Genomic DNA, 14,865 nt, shown 5'->3' with positions numbered 1-14,865 from the left:
TCCTTAGCAAAGTGGTTCGGACAGGACTAACGTAGAGCGTACTTTCTCGAATAGCTGAGCAACTTTATCTAAATCTTTATCTCCAGGCGATCGCTCTACACCACTTGATAAATCTACCCCATTCGGTTGCAACCCGCTCAGAGCCTCTAAAATATTATCCGGTGTTAAGCCGCCAGCTAGTAACCACGGGCAATCGGGACGAAATTGCCGCAGCGTTACCCAATCTAAGGTTTTACCCGTACCTCCCAACCTTTGAGGATGATAAGCGTCTAGTAGCAGCGTATCCACACAACTGACGTAAGTATTCGAGTGGCTTAAACACTCTGGTGTCTTCACTCTGAGCGCTTTAAGAATTTCCACTTCTGGGAGAGACTCTCGCAGCCTTTGACAAAATTCTGGTGATTCACTGCCGTGTAATTGCACAGCACTCAAACCCGCTTCAGCAACAATCTGAGTGATGTCTTCAATCGTGGCATCAGCAAACACGCCAATTCGATCAACCTCTACAAGCAATGCCTCTACGATTGCCCGAATTTGCCCCGGCGTTACATAACGGGGAGAAGCTTGCACACAGATGAATCCTAAGGCTGTTGCTCCTAGTTGTGCGATCGCCTGACCTTGATCTGGTTTGGTAATACCACAAATTTTGACCCGCATTGTCTACAGTTCTCAGTTTTTGTGAATTGTATAGCTTTGTATCAAAATAACTCGTAAAAGTGTTAATTCTTCAAACAAGTTGTCAACTTTTCCCTTAGAGCTTTTTATAATGCCCTTAAATGTAAGGAGTGTAAACTGCAATCATTCCCAAGGAAGAAGGGATAATTCACTTTTCTCGGTAGTCTTCAATTACTCTATTAATGTTCTTCGTGACAAAAGGAGAAGAAAACTTGATTGACTTAATTAATTCAATTTTATTGGCAGCAGTGCAGCCGACCGTCGCTGACACGAGTACGTGGAGCTGGAGCGGTTCGCTCGTCATGAATATTTGCGTCATCCTTGGTATTATCATTGCCAAAGTTGGTATCCGCAACAAAGGAAAAGGCCCTGCCCTGCCTTTGCTGGAGCCATTTTTGGGTAAGAACTTTGGTGCGCCTGAACTAATAGCGGGCGCAAGCATCGGTCATCTATTAGGGGTTGGTGCTATTCTGGGGCTGACTAATATTGGTCTCATTACATAAAGACAATACCCAGAAAGGATAACGATCTCCAAGAGACGCTCGATTTGAGCCACTAGCGACTCAAACTGGGCGTCTAAATTTTTGGTCAGAAGCATCATCTATGCTGGTATTAACGCTCAGCTTGGAGAACTTATAGCGTTTCTCTATTTGCTGAGGTACAAAGTAGTTGGCTTTAAGGCAGAAGGCAAAGGGCAGAGGGCAAAGGGTAGAATGTATTCCACTTATTTGAGAACCGCTATAAGCTTTCCCCCATGTTTATAAGTATAGGAGTGGGTAAGAATACCTTGCTGCTTATCGCAAGTGCCACCTTCTAGGTAAAGATTTGTTCTTTTTTTGCCGTTTACGCTGGGGCTTGTACTCTAGCTGAATGCTAAATGCTGATAGCTTTTTTGGTCAAGCCTAGAAGAGAGGGAGAAGAATAGTCATGCAAGCAAGTTGGCGAATTGGCTCTTTATTTGGAATCCCACTATTTTTAGACCCATCCTGGTTTCTAATCTTAGTGTTAATCACAATTATCCATGCGTTGAACTTTTACCCTTCCTTCGGATTAGCTTTGGCTTCGAGTGCTGGGTTAGTCATGGCGCTGTTGTTGTTCGGTTCAGTTCTCTTGCATGAACTCGGTCATAGTTTAGCAGCGCGATCGCAAGGCATTAAAGTTAACTCAATTACTCTATTTCTCTTTGGTGGAGTGGCTTCCATTGATCGCGAATCCAAGACTCCAGAGGGAGCATTACAAGTTGCGATCGCAGGACCAGGTGTAAGTTTGCTGCTATTTGGGTTATTTACTGTGCTAGCGCAAGTGCTACCCAGTAATAGTGTGGCAGAGGTCTTAACGTCCAACCTCGCTAACATTAACCTGATTTTGGCACTATTCAACTTAATTCCCGGTCTGCCTCTGGATGGGGGACAAGTTTTGAAAGCGGTAGTGTGGAAGCTGACGGGTAACCGCTTTAAGGGTGTCCACTGGGCAGCTTTGACAGGTAAAGTGTTGGGAGGTTTAGCGATCGCATTTGGTCTAGGACTTGCTCTTTGGACAAGGGAGTTAGGAGCAATTTGGATTGCTTTCATTGGTGGGTTTGTGTTCCGTAATGCCAACGCCTACGACCGCATCTCAACGTTGCAAGAAGCCTTACTCCAACTTTCCGCCTCAGATGCCATGACCCGTGAGTTTCGGATTGTAGATGCCAATCAGACACTACGCTCCTTCGCTGACGAGTACATCCTGGCAGACCTCCAGACCCCGATGCCTTACTATGCCTCATCTGATGGGCGTTATCGTGGTCTAGTAGCAATTGAAGATTTACAGTTTGTAGAACGTAGCCTCTGGGAAACCCAGACTCTTGAAAGTATTGTTCGCCCTTTATCAGAAATCGTCTCAGTTGAGGAGAAAACTCCTCTGGTCGAGGTGATTAACCGCTTAGAGGCGCATCAGACCAATCGCCTGACTGTCCTTTCCCCCGCAGGAACCGTTGCTGGTGTGATTGACCGAGGCGACATTGTGCGTGCCGTGGCGAAGAAACTGAACTTACCAATTCCAGAAGCTGAAATTAAGCGTGTTAAAGCTGAAGGAACCTATCCTCAGGGATTACAACTACCTGCGATAGCGCAAGCTACAGGTCAGTAAACAATATTAGATTCTTACTTGGGTGAACCAACCTCTAAACTCGGTTGTGCCAAGATGGCTTGCCACTCCTCATCCAATAACGGCTTCTTTACCAACTGAACGCCAAAACAAGCAATGGCGGCGTTAGCCAGCGCATCTACAACCCTTTGAATTAAAACATCTCCCCGTTCAGCAATTGGTAGATGAATCGGTGGTAGTGCCTCTTCCCCAAATACTTGCTTAAATAACTGACTATCTGGCTCTAGGCGCATTGAGCCATGTTGTAAAATCGCGTTGCCACGTCGCAATTGGGCGCTACCAATTAACTTATAATTCTCAGCCGTTACCAAATCTGCACCTGTAGCTGTACCAAAACAGTTGGGATTGTGTATGTACCCTCGTCCTTCTGAACCATAGTGCAACTCAATACCAAGCGATCGCCAACCTTGAATCAAAAACTCACAAATTGCCCAATAAGCATCGAGACGCTTGCGAGTCAGCCCTGACATCACCACCATATAGGTTAAATCTCCTTGGTGCAACACTGCCCGCCCCCCAGTGGGGCGCCGCACCAACTGTATCGGCTTTTCTTGCCAAGTTAGTTGCTGCCAAGATTCTGACCAACGTCGTTGATGATATCCCAGTGAGATTGTGGGTGATTCCCAGGTGTAAAATCGCAACGCTGGCGGATGCGTCCCTGCCTGGTGTTGCTCCAGTAGCCACTGGTCAATTGCCATCTGAAGCTGTCCAGATGCCCGTATTAGTGGAATCAAACGCCAAGTTGAGTGGGGATTTTGGATTAAGTTATTTTGATTCATCTAATCTTCCAATCCCTAATCCCCAATCTCAAACTAAGCTTTATGCTGCACCAAATTCAGCTTGCAAAGCATCGTCATTGTCATCGGCAATTGTTGCAACTACAGTAATTGCACGAGAAATTTCTCCAGCAGAAAGTTCGGCTACGGTTCGCGAACTCAACACGACAACTTGATTATCGACAATGCCGAAACTGGATTCAAACGTATCAGACCAGTTCATTTCTAGAAGCTTACGCATCAACTGTGGTTCATTCTTGGCAGGTAACGGAAGCACCGAAGACCAAACGGTGAATGTATCATCATCCGTAGAACCAGTGAGTTGCACAAACACTTCAACGCTACCGTACCTGAACTTCCATAGGTGACCTTCTTCACTTTGGCTCACCATAGCGGTGTCTTCCTGGTCTAGGCTGGAGATAACGGTTTCAATAATCTCCACATGATTCACAGTAGCGGAATCCTCGATTAGCTCATTGCTAACTATATCTGCTGTTGAAAAGCTTTCAGTAGAAACCGTTTCAGGATTTGGCTGTTGGGTAGTCATGGCGGTTTGTTTTTCCCTCCTCTTGGGATTTGCTCAAGACTCAGTATCGCCTGTGGGTGTCCTTCTTGGTATGTATCTTGATATGTAGTGGTTTCTCTAATCAAGTTTTAGAGGTTAAGAGGCGATCGCCTTTTCTAGTCTTCCTTACTTAGTCTCACGTTAGGTGTGAGGTGGTAGGTGTTAGGTGATGAACTAACTTTCCATCAAACCTACCACCTTTCTCAAGAGCTAGGGGGTAGGTGATGAACTGACTTTTTCTACCACCTACTACCTACCACCTACTACCTCCCCTCTAAGCCGTAACCTTCTGTTTCTTGTTGTTTTCCCCATTAAGGCTTGCCAAGAGCATCGGCACAAGCTTTTCCATGAACATTTGAGGATTTTTGAAGACGCGCCCAGCGAGATCAATCCGAGTCATTTGCAAGTCTGGGGCGAGTAAAGTGTGTGGTAATCGATCCATCAGGTACTGCGGACGTTGCCACAATGGCATTGTCTCGGCAATATCCAAAAGTTTGCCCACTCGACGCAGTTCGGCACCTAGCATGATATCCATCCCGGATTCAAAGGCTGCTTGTTCAATCGCGATGTACTTGCGCTTTGCCTGTTCGACTTTCTGACGATTTTCCGGGCTTTTACGTGCCAGTTCTGCTAACCAGCGATTTCCCCAGCGTACATGACCCGCTTCCTCTGGAAAAATCCGTTCGATAGTTTCACGGATTTTGATGTTTTCTTCCGTTTGTGGTGCCTCTTTTAAAGCATGAATGTGAGCCGAGAAATACTCACAACCCCGTTTTTCAGTGACATTAATCGCGGCTAATGCAGCAATGATGCCATCTTCTAGGTTTCGCTGGGGGTCAAAAAATTCTCTGTCTACAAGACGATCAAATTCATCAATGTAAGAAGAACCAGGCGGTGTCCCTACGTCCTCTCCCAACTCTACTAACAAGTCAGTCAACCACATCGCATGACGCGATTCGTCAGAGATGTGATGAGACAAATCACGTACTAATTCTGGTGGTTGTCCGTTTAGCTGTTCAATAACATCTGTCAGGTCTTTACAACTGCGTTGTTCGCTGTAGCGGTAGCGGTTGAGAGTCATTAGATGAATGCCGCGATCGCTCACCACTTGCTTGAGGATGTCACGCGCACCCATTGATTTATTCAGTTTGCGGGGATAAGCAACCGTCATATCTTTATATGTCGTTTTGTAAAGTTGTTTATCTAATCGTAACGTAGATTTTTTTGATGAAACAGCTCACGCTTCGACTGATATACGGTTGCTTTACCTTATTCACCCTACTAAGGCTTATGAGCAACCCAGTACTTACTCATAAAGTGGTTTTCCGTTGCAATATCCTGGAAGCCTACTTGCTTCAGACGTTCTACCAAATCATCAGTTGTGTAATGTCTGTAGAAAGGTTCATGGAACATCGCAGGAAAGTTTTCCATCAGTGGCATCATTTCCGGAGAATCAATCGCCTGAATCGAGTCACAGATAACGAAGACTCCACCCGGTTGAGTCACTCGGAAAGCTTGCTCAATCACATGCTGACGCGCCGCAGGCGGCAACTCATGAAATAGAAAAACGCTAGTAACTCCCTGGAAATAGTTATCCCGATAAGGTAGATCCTCTGCATTCGCCTGAATCAGTTGCGGCAACTCGCCTGGATTCTCAGACAACAGTTGGTTGGCTTTACGCAGATAAGCTGGCGATAAATCCATCCCAAATAGTGAGACTTGAGGTAGCATTCCCCGAATAAACTTCAGAGTACGACCTGTACCACAAGCAATATCCAGCACCCTGATTTGCTTTTGTGGCAGTGAATTAAAAGCTTTCAGACCTTCCTTTAAAGGAGCGAGAACCCGCCGCCGCATCGCATCAGCGGAACCATTAAAGAGAATTTCCACCTGCAAATCATACAGATTGGCAGACATATCACTTAAGTAGCCATCAGTCTGATGATGGAAGTTTTGCAGGTAGTAGCTGGGATAGCCTTCCGTCTCAATCCCTGGCGAGAAATCTTGATATTTCTTTTGATTAGCTCGTTGCCAAATTGTTGGCGTATCGAGCCACAACGCTGGATAGTAGCGAAAGAAATCTTCCCAAGGATTATCAAACAGCAATGCGGCTGGGTAAACGCCCCGTTGTGCATCCTGCCAATCTGTTTCGATAATCCGATTGAGCCGCTGCTGAATTTCTAAGAGAAGCTTCGGGTCAATAGGGTTCGTCCTCAATTCATTAATAGGAGGAGAAATTAGATTCAGCAGTTGCGAACTAATGGTCTTGTGTGCCAGACCAAACACGCTTTTGCTCTGCTGAAACGTCTGATAAGCTAGCTGAGTTAAGGTGTCAGACATGGGGATTGCTTGACTCTTTTTAATCCATTGCTATGTAGTATATGAATAATTGTAACGAATAGATGAGAAATAATTCCTGACCAAAAGGTAGAGTTGGTAAGAGATACAGAAGATATAGAGGCGCTGAAACACTCATAAAAAAACCACCCTTGGGGATGGCTAATGTTATCTTTTGTTGCTAACTGCTCATTTGAGCAAGTGACGTGGAAACTTTTAGAACCGTGGTTTAGCAATCGTAGTAGAGGGCGAACTCGTAAGGGTGAGGACGCAGCCGCATTGGGTTAACTTCGTTGTCGAGTTTGTACTCAATCCAGGTGGTAATGAAGTCTTCCGTGAACACACCACTCTCAACCAAGAAGCCATGATCTTTTTCTAGTGCTTCGAGTGCCAAATCTAGAGAACCTGGGGTTGAAGGAATCTTGCTCAACTCTTCTGGAGTGAGGTCGTAGATATCAACATCCAAAGATTCACCAGGGTCAATTTCGTTCTTGATGCCATCAATACCAGCACACAGCATGGCAGCAAAAGCCAAGTAGGGATTTGCTGTCGCATCAGGGCAACGGAATTCTAGCCGCTTCGCCTTGGGATTGGTACCAGACAGAGGAATACGGATTGAGGCAGAACGGTTGCCTTGGGAGTAGGCAAGGTTCACTGGCGCTTCAAAACCAGGTACCAAGCGCTTGTAAGAATTGGTGGTTGGGTTGGTTAAAGCTAGGAGTGCTGGGGCGTGTCTGAGGATACCACCGATGTAATTCAGCGCCATCTTACTCAAACCAGCATAGCCATCACCTGCAAATAGAGGCTGTCCATCCTTCCAAATAGACTGGTGAGTATGCATCCCAGACCCGTTGTCGTTAAACACGGGCTTTGGCATGAAGGTGACAGTTTTGCCATATTTCTTAGCAACGTTCTTGATGACATACTTATAAGTCATCAAATAGTCAGCGGCTTTCACCAACGTGTCAAAGCGGAATCCGAGTTCGCACTGACCACCAGAGGCAACTTCATGGTGATGCTTTTCAATCGGAACGCCGCATTTCGCCATCGTCAGCAGCATTTCCGTCCGCATATCTTGCGAGGTATCCGTTGGGGCGACTGGGAAGTAACCTTCTTTGTAACGTGGCTTGTAGCCAAGGTTGCCACCTTCTTCTTTTTTGCCAGAATTCCAACGACCTTCTATGGAGTCTACGTGATAGTAGCCTTCATGTTGGTTTTGGTCAAAACGGACATCATCAAAGATGAAGAACTCCGCTTCTGGACCAAAGAAGGCGGTGTCACCAATGCCAGTGGAAATTAGGTAGTCTACTGCCTTCTGAGCAATGGTACGAGGACAACGACTGTAAGGTTCGCCTGTCCGGGGTTCTGTAATGCTACAGATGACACTTAATGTCGGTTCTGACATGAACGGGTCGATCCAAGCCGTTGTGGGATCGAGTACCATCGTCATGTCGGATTCATTGATCGTTTTCCAACCCCGAATACTAGAGCCGTCAAAAGGTACGCCGTCTGTAAAACTGCTTTCATCAATTTGGTTTTGGAACAGCGAGAGGTGCTGCCAAATACCTGGCGTGTCAATAAACTTTAGGTCAATAATTTGGATGTTGTTCTCTTGTACATAGGTTAGGAACTCTTGCGGGGTCTGGAACATGGAATAAACTCCTTAATCTCTCAACAATCTAGAGCTACTAGGGGACAGGCTAAACACAGGCTCAACAATTTAACGATATTCACTGCTAAGGAACGAATTGGTCAAACTTGGTACAAGTTAAGAGTTTAGTATTAGCAAATGGTAGGGCGGTTGGTTGTTGACAGCTTGGCTTTGCCTTACAAAGAGACCGGAGAAGGTTTCCCCAGAAGGCGGTAGTCTAGACAATCATCTGAATCATCCTAGGGAGAGCGAGTAGCAGCTTTTGTATCCAACGATACAGATTCTCGCTTCCTAATTTTGGGTATCTAGAGAAAATTACGAATTGTAGCAAAATTAGAAAAATCTTACCTTATGCATTTCCCAAAGTTTAATATTGTATCAGAAGCTACAGTTTATTGATTAGGGGGAAGTTATGAGTTCTAATTTCTGTGTTGATGATTTGGATCAACAAGAAGCGCTCAGATACCGACCCGGACAACGGGTAGAACTCAAAGCAAATCCTGGGGTTGTAGATGTCATTACTGAATATGACCCAATGATGGTACCCCCCATTTGGCTGGCGAATGATCCAAAGCCGCGATATCCCCATGAGTTGAGTGTGCTTGTTAAGCCGATGATAGGTATGGGTTGGTTAAGATTATCCAAGCGTTCCTCCGCCAGACCTCCAGTGCAACAGTCTCGCGTTCACATAGCAATCGGTTCTAGGTAGGGCATCATCAGTGGTGTCTACAAAACGTTACCTTATGATTGACACTTTTACAGGTCTCTTCCTATGTGATTATTAATAGATAAAGATATGCAGATTGTTGTTGGGAGAGCATTTTCATGCGAGATGCAGTCACAAATCTGATCAGGAACTACGACGGCGCAGGCCGTTACCTGGATCGTAATGCGATTGATTCACTCAAGTCTTACTTTGAAACTGGCACAGCACGAGTAGCAGCAGCGGCTGTAATTAACTCCAATGCTGCATCAATCGTCAAGCAGGCGGGGTCACAACTGTTTGACGAACTGCCAGAACTGATTCGTCCGGGCGGAAATGCCTATACGACTCGTCGCTATGCGGCTTGTTTGCGAGATATGGACTATTACCTACGTTATGCTAGCTACGCGCTGGTTGCAGGTGATACGAATGTACTCGATGAACGGGTGTTGCAAGGTCTGCGGGAAACCTACAACTCGTTGGGTGTACCAATTGCACCAACGGTTCGCGGTATCCAGTTGATGAAAGACATCGTTAAGGAACAAGTTGCAGCGGCTGGTGTGGAGAATACCGCATTTATCGATCAGCCCTTTGACCACATGAATCGGGAACTGAGCGAACAGGATATTTAAACACCAATTTAACAAAATTGAGCGATCGCACTTTTAACGGGTAATACTGTAGGGTGCGATCGCTATTTTTAGGGCTTGTTATTCCCAGCCCCAGCAAAACAGTTATCTTCTCTTGATGACAAGATTACCGTCTTGCACCTGAATATCGGTGATGTTTTTCAGCCAAGCTTGTACTCTTGGGTCAGAGTTAACCATTTGATTAAGATTCTGTGTCTTCAATGCTTGCAAAATAGCACCTTCAACTTCAGGAGGAATTTGTTGCCCGTCGGTGGTACTAATCGATGTAGGAGTAATGGCTAAGAGTCCATTCTCTACAGCAACCTTCAGAGAAAAATTCCCATTGAGGTAGCGTCCAGTAAAACCCGGTACAGCATCCAGAGGAACAGCACTTTGTACCATGACTTGATCGTTCTCTATCTTGAAGTAAGCCTTCCCCGCTAACGTGGGGCTATTGGCAACTAAAGTGTTAATGTCATCAGCACTTAAAGCCAATTCGGCTGGTTCCGCTTCAACACCAGCACCAACACTAGGAGTAGAGAAGGCTTCAATTCGACGATTAATTTCAACTGACTTTTCTGCTGAGGGTTCAATAGGGATGTCTGCTTTTTGAGTTGAGGTAATTAACTGTCTGGCTGAGTAGGTTCTATGGATTAGGAAAGCCGCGCCGCCACCAATCAGAAAGAAGGCTATGACAAGCGTCAGACTAATAAGAGAAAAATAGCCATGTTTTTTCGGCTCAAGCATTGGTTGCATTCGAGTAAGTATCCTTTATTTTGATCAATAGCAGATTATGTTTTTTGCAATAGGCGATCGCTTTCCAGAATATCGCCAAAGCGATCAGGGCTACAGTCGCCTCAGCCATCCCTATTACTGGGTACCCTTCATTTTGATTGGCAATGGATTGTAATTGATTCTGCTAAGGTTGGAGCGATGTCTCCAAATCTCCTTAAATCTGTGGTAGCGCCAAAATATTGCATAAGTTGCCTACTCACAAGAGATAGGTCTAATCAAGTAGGAAAAGATCTCCTTAGTGATACAGGTTTTGGAATTTCAACCAATGTCTAGACCTCAAAAAGCTCAGAAGAAAGCATTGGATAAAGTAAGCCTTAGATGGAGATATGCCTTTTTTATCACAGTACTTTTGGTTTCGGGACCACTTACGCATTACATTAACCAGTACAAACGAGGATACCCACTCGATATTCACTACTTCTGGAGTGAACTCTCGCCTCAAGGTATTTTTGGAGCAGGTCTTTACAATGGTTCAGGTGGGTCAGACTGGAAAATCGGTAAGGCACTGACAACGCCTTGGAGTGCAACTAGCTTACGTTCTCTACCTGAGTTAAGAGCGTTTGCTCTTGAACTGGTGAATCGCGATCGCACATTAAACAACTTGTCGCCTTTAGTCGAAGACCCTTTACTTTCCAAAGCTGCACAACTCCATGCGGAGGATATGCTTAAGCGCCAATACTTCGACCATATTTCTCCAGAGGGTAAGACTCCACGCGATCGCTTCATTAGAGTTGGTGGCAGTTCCCGTATCGGGGTTGGCGAAAATATTCTTAAGAGTAAGGAGACAGGTTTAGGGTTTACTTACGGGAAGGTTGAGGCATTTCAACGAGGTTGGATGTACAGTAACGGGCATCGAGCTAATCTGCTGACTCCTGAATACACTAAATTTGGCTATGGCTTTGTTGTAGGTGCTGGCGGTCAAACCTATGCTGTACAAATGTTTGCCGTACCTTAGCTCTGGGCTTATTGACCTCCTATTCCTGGGTACAGTATTGCGCTGCCCTCAGAAGTTATTAATTTCGTAAATTATTATTTAATAGAGGAGATTGGCGGTACCATTTACACCTCAAGTACACAAAATACCTTATACAATAGCCTGATCATAACTTTGGGGCAGCCATAATCGGTAATTAGTGTTACTGTATGGCAGCATACTGTTTTATAAGAATAAGTTTGCTGAAATACTTTGCGAAATGCTTGTCCGGAAAGTTCCCCCCAACTGTTGGAGCTTCTAGATCAACGGTATCTCCACAGCTGCCTTAAAACCTCTGAGGAGAGACTGGGTTTAACTCACTTATTAGCTCAGATTATTTCTCTGCTCAATTAATGCCCCCAACGCCTGACGCTATGACAGCAAGGCCGATTCCACGCCAACCCTCAAGTTCAACTGACAGCAGCAGTAGTAGCACTGCCGCTGAAGGCACTCCCGTTTCTGCTCTCAAAGAACTCGTGGCACGTCTGCACAGGGAACAACACAAGATTCAAGATTTGTTGAGTTCACTTGGGTTTGCCTTACGCAGTTTCAACAATTTGAATCAGTTTTTGGAGTTAATTCCTCTGATGGCATCACGGGTAACCGATGCTGACGGCGGGGCACTGATTCTATTCAAATCAAATGGTCAGGTAAGACTAGAGCGGTTACATTGCCAGGAAGGTCAAGCTTGTAATGATATTCGGAAAGCGATAGAAAAGGCAACTCGTAAAGTTACAGCGGCGAACAGTGAGGAAGGGGCTGCCTCGACGAACTCAGTTTCCGCAGATTTCATTCAATCCTCCCTTGATGAGCAAGTGAGCCAGGCTCTAGGCGCAGACGTACAGCTATTTGGTACGCCAATTCTGATCAAGAATGCCGAACGAGGGCGTCTCTATGTCTTTAGCCATGATCCAAAATACACCTGGACAGCAACACGGCAGAAGTTAGTACGATTGGTCGCCGATCAAACCGCCGTTGCGATCGCAAATGATGAACTCACGGTTGAGCTACGCAAGAAAGAACGCTTAGATCGAGAGTTAGAAATTGGAGCAGATATCCAACTGCGCCTCCTACCACGGGAATGTCCTGAGATTGAGGGCATTGATCTGGCGGCGATGTGTAAAACGGCTAACCGAGTCGGAGGCGACTACTACGACTTCATTCCGACTAACTACGACCAGCTACGCCCCAAAAAGCAAGACAGCACGGAAGCCAGCGACTCTCAGAAGGTGTCTGTCCCCTGGAGTGTTGTGATCGGTGATGTGATGGGAAAAGGTGTCCCGGCTGGATTGATTATGACAATGACACGGGGAATGCTTAGAGCAGAAGTCCTAAACCGTCACTCGCCCGCACAGATTTTACAGCACTTAAACCGAGTCATGTATGCCGACTTGGAAAATTCCAATCGGTTTGTCACGCTGTTTTATTCCGAATACGATCCCCAGACACAGATACTCTCCTACAGCAATGCTGCCCACAATCCACCGTTGTTGTGGCAAGCGTCAACTCAGTCAATTGTGCGCCTCGATACAAACGGGATGCTGATTGGTTTAGAGGCAGATTCTAAATACGAAGACGCTCAAGTCAAACTCTCCGAGGGAGACACAATTATTTACTACACAGATGGGTTTACTGACGCGGCAAATCAAAATGGCGATCGCTTTGATGAGGAAAACTTGACGCAATCTTTCCAGTGGGCTTGTGAGCATTGCGACAGTTGTCAAGAGATTCTAGATTACTTATTTGAGCAAGTACAACTATTTATTGGCTCAAAAAACCGTAATGGAGATGATATGACCTTGGTCGTGATGCAGGTAAAATCTTCCGAGTGACCTAAATTTGTCAGAGGCAAGAATCGCATGGTCGTTGAAGGACTACAAGCCGTAACTGCTGGGTTGGATAGCATCAGCCACTTGAGTGAGGCTCTAGGAACGTTAAACCATTATTTATCAAACGATTGGCTTGTGCTAGCGCAATCAGTCCAAGACCCAGAAGTTCTAACACGGATTCAAGATGCATGGAACAATTTCATTAGCACGGGTCAAGTCTGGGCACTGATAATTGGGCTAATTATTGGTTACCTCTTCCGGGGCATAACCTCATAGTGAGATTGGTCAATCGAAAGTTCTTAGTTTTTAGTTGTTAGACAAGGCTGCCCTTCTAACAACTAATAACCAACAACTAACAACTGCGAACTAAAGACTAAGGACTACTGCTGTGACAAAACAAACAACCTGGAGCCAGCGGTTTGAATCGGCTTTGCATCCTGCGATCGCTCGTTTCAATGCTAGTATTGGCTTCGATATTGAACTGATTGAGTACGACCTAACAGGCTCTGTTGCTCATGCCAAGATGCTGGCGCGTACTGGCATTATTTCCCCTAAGGAAGGAGAGCAACTGGTTGCAGGCTTAGAACAAATCCGTTCAGAGTACCGCGAAGGCAAGTTTAATCCCGGCATTGATGCTGAGGATGTTCACTTTGCCGTTGAGCGACGCCTAACGGAGATTGCGGGAGATGTGGGGAAAAAACTGCACACAGCGCGATCGCGTAATGACCAAGTAGGAACAGATACACGACTCTACCTCCGAGATCAGATTTCCCATATTCGCACTCAAGTGCGGGAGTTCCAATCTGTTCTCCTCAACCTCGCCGAAGCCAACGTCGAAACCCTGATTCCAGGCTATACTCACCTCCAACGTGCCCAGCCCCTGAGCCTAGCGCATCACCTTTTGGCATACTTTGAAATGCTACAGCGCGACTGGACGCGATTAGGGGAGATTTACCAACGGGTGAATATCTCCCCTTTAGGAAGCGGTGCCCTTGCTGGAACCACATTTCCCATTGATCGGCATTACGTTGCCAAAGAGTTGCAATTTAGTGGAATTTATGGTAACAGCCTAGATGGTGTAAGCGATCGCGATTTTGCGATCGAGTTCTTATGTGCCGCTAGCCTGATCATGGTTCACCTGAGTCGGTTGTCAGAGGAAATCATTCTCTGGGCATCCCAAGAATTTAGCTTTGTTACCCTCAAAGACACCTGCTCAACGGGTTCCAGCATCATGCCCCAAAAGAAAAACCCTGATGTCCCAGAACTGGTACGCGGGAAGACGGGTCGTGTCTTCGGTCACCTGCAAGCAATGTTGGTGTTGATGAAGGGGCTACCTCTGGCATACAACAAAGACCTGCAAGAGGATAAAGAAGCACTGTTTGATAGCGTCAAGACAGTTCAAGGCTGCTTAGAAGCAACGACAATTCTCTTGCGAGAAGGTCTGGAATTTAAGCGTGAGCGTTTAGCCGAAGCCGTTGCCGAAGACTTTTCTAACGCCACCGATGTTGCCGATTATCTAGCGTCGAAAGGCGTTCCTTTCCGAGAAGCTTACAACTTGGTTGGGAAAGTCGTGAGAACTTGTCTTGCGGCGGGTAAATTGCTGAAGGATTTGAGCTTGGAGGAATGGAAGGAATTACACCCAGCCTTTGAGGACGATATTTACAATGCGATCGCACCCACTCAAGTCGTTGCTGCCCGAAACAGTTATGGTGGCACAGGCTTTGAGCAGGTGCGTCAAGCCCTAAAAAACGCTCACGAGCGCTTAGTTGCTGAGTAAATTAGAGCTA

At 45.9% G+C, this 14,865-nt stretch carries 15 protein-coding genes; 8 read left to right on the top strand and 7 right to left on the bottom strand.

The annotated features are described in order from the left end of the window. Positions 1–3 precede the first annotated feature (3 nt). Positions 4–657 (bottom strand): phosphoribosylanthranilate isomerase, encoded by a 654-nt coding sequence (locus H6F98_RS26280; RefSeq protein ID WP_192221653.1) that lies wholly within the window; start codon positions 655–657, stop codon positions 4–6. A 209-nt stretch (positions 658–866) separates the two neighbouring features. Between H6F98_RS26280 and psaK the strand changes: the two genes are divergently transcribed. Both psaK and H6F98_RS26270 read left to right on the top strand, forming a co-directional pair. Continuing rightward, on the top strand, positions 867–1,178 hold the full coding sequence (psaK, locus tag H6F98_RS26275) for a photosystem I reaction center subunit PsaK (RefSeq protein WP_313929947.1): 312 nt from the start codon (positions 867–869) through the stop codon (positions 1,176–1,178). Positions 1,179–1,602: 424 nt separating this feature from the next. Then, positions 1,603–2,802, top strand: coding sequence for a site-2 protease family protein (locus H6F98_RS26270; protein ID WP_192221651.1), 1,200 nt, complete (start codon positions 1,603–1,605; stop codon positions 2,800–2,802). 14 nt (positions 2,803–2,816) lie between these two features. On the opposite strand, the gene H6F98_RS26265 is transcribed toward H6F98_RS26270, so the two are convergent. The 5 genes from H6F98_RS26265 to glnA all read right to left on the bottom strand — a co-directional run bounded on the left by H6F98_RS26265 (position 2,817) and on the right by glnA (position 8,149). Continuing rightward, positions 2,817–3,599, bottom strand: a complete 783-nt coding sequence (locus H6F98_RS26265) for a lipoate--protein ligase family protein (RefSeq protein WP_192221650.1) — start codon at positions 3,597–3,599, stop codon at positions 2,817–2,819. Positions 3,600–3,639: 40 nt separating this feature from the next. Continuing rightward, positions 3,640–4,143, bottom strand: coding sequence for a YbjN domain-containing protein (locus tag H6F98_RS26260; protein WP_192221649.1), 504 nt, complete (start codon positions 4,141–4,143; stop codon positions 3,640–3,642). 292 nt (positions 4,144–4,435) lie between these two features. Beyond that, the gene (locus tag H6F98_RS26255) at positions 4,436–5,332 is read right to left on the bottom strand and encodes a ferritin-like domain-containing protein (protein WP_192221648.1); all 897 of its coding nucleotides are present in this window, start codon (positions 5,330–5,332) and stop codon (positions 4,436–4,438) included. 110 nt (positions 5,333–5,442) lie between these two features. Continuing rightward, positions 5,443–6,501: a class I SAM-dependent methyltransferase gene (locus H6F98_RS26250; protein ID WP_192221647.1), complete on the bottom strand. Its 1,059-nt coding sequence runs from the start codon at positions 6,499–6,501 to the stop codon at positions 5,443–5,445. 226 nt (positions 6,502–6,727) lie between these two features. Next, complete coding sequence (gene glnA / locus H6F98_RS26245; protein ID WP_192221646.1) at positions 6,728–8,149, bottom strand: type I glutamate--ammonia ligase; 1,422 nt, start codon at positions 8,147–8,149, stop codon at positions 6,728–6,730. Between the two features lie 412 nt (positions 8,150–8,561). Between glnA and H6F98_RS33750 the strand changes: the two genes are divergently transcribed. Together H6F98_RS33750 and apcB are read left to right on the top strand one after the other, a co-directional pair. Beyond that, the gene (locus tag H6F98_RS33750; RefSeq protein WP_242058701.1) at positions 8,562–8,858 is read left to right on the top strand and encodes a hypothetical protein; all 297 of its coding nucleotides are present in this window, start codon (positions 8,562–8,564) and stop codon (positions 8,856–8,858) included. 116 nt (positions 8,859–8,974) lie between these two features. Then, positions 8,975–9,484: an allophycocyanin subunit beta gene (gene apcB, locus H6F98_RS26235; protein WP_192221645.1), complete on the top strand. Its 510-nt coding sequence runs from the start codon at positions 8,975–8,977 to the stop codon at positions 9,482–9,484. A 102-nt stretch (positions 9,485–9,586) separates the two neighbouring features. On the opposite strand, the gene H6F98_RS26230 is transcribed toward apcB, so the two are convergent. Beyond that, entirely contained in the window at positions 9,587–10,237 is a 651-nt protein-coding gene (locus tag H6F98_RS26230) for a hypothetical protein (RefSeq protein ID WP_192221644.1), read from the bottom strand. Between the two features lie 304 nt (positions 10,238–10,541). Between H6F98_RS26230 and H6F98_RS26225 the strand changes: the two genes are divergently transcribed. The 4 genes from H6F98_RS26225 (at position 10,542) to argH (ending at position 14,855) form a co-directional block, all read left to right on the top strand. After that, a complete protein-coding gene (locus H6F98_RS26225) occupies positions 10,542–11,231 on the top strand; it encodes a CAP domain-containing protein (protein ID WP_192221643.1) in 690 nt (229 codons plus the stop codon). Between the two features lie 392 nt (positions 11,232–11,623). Further along, the gene (locus H6F98_RS26220; RefSeq protein ID WP_192221642.1) at positions 11,624–13,081 is read left to right on the top strand and encodes a PP2C family protein-serine/threonine phosphatase; all 1,458 of its coding nucleotides are present in this window, start codon (positions 11,624–11,626) and stop codon (positions 13,079–13,081) included. 27 nt (positions 13,082–13,108) lie between these two features. Beyond that, positions 13,109–13,354 (top strand): hypothetical protein, encoded by a 246-nt coding sequence (locus H6F98_RS26215; RefSeq protein ID WP_199348906.1) that lies wholly within the window; start codon positions 13,109–13,111, stop codon positions 13,352–13,354. A 112-nt stretch (positions 13,355–13,466) separates the two neighbouring features. Beyond that, positions 13,467–14,855, top strand: coding sequence for an argininosuccinate lyase (gene argH, locus H6F98_RS26210; protein ID WP_192221641.1), 1,389 nt, complete (start codon positions 13,467–13,469; stop codon positions 14,853–14,855). Positions 14,856–14,865 lie beyond the last annotated feature (10 nt).

Origin of the sequence: Microcoleus sp. FACHB-SPT15 (assembly GCF_014849525.1) — a bacterium.
GTDB lineage: Bacteria > Cyanobacteriota > Cyanobacteriia > Cyanobacteriales > Coleofasciculaceae > Symplocastrum > Symplocastrum torsivum.
Note: the sequence above shows the minus strand (reverse complement) of the source record. Positions and strands in the feature narration are given on the sequence as shown.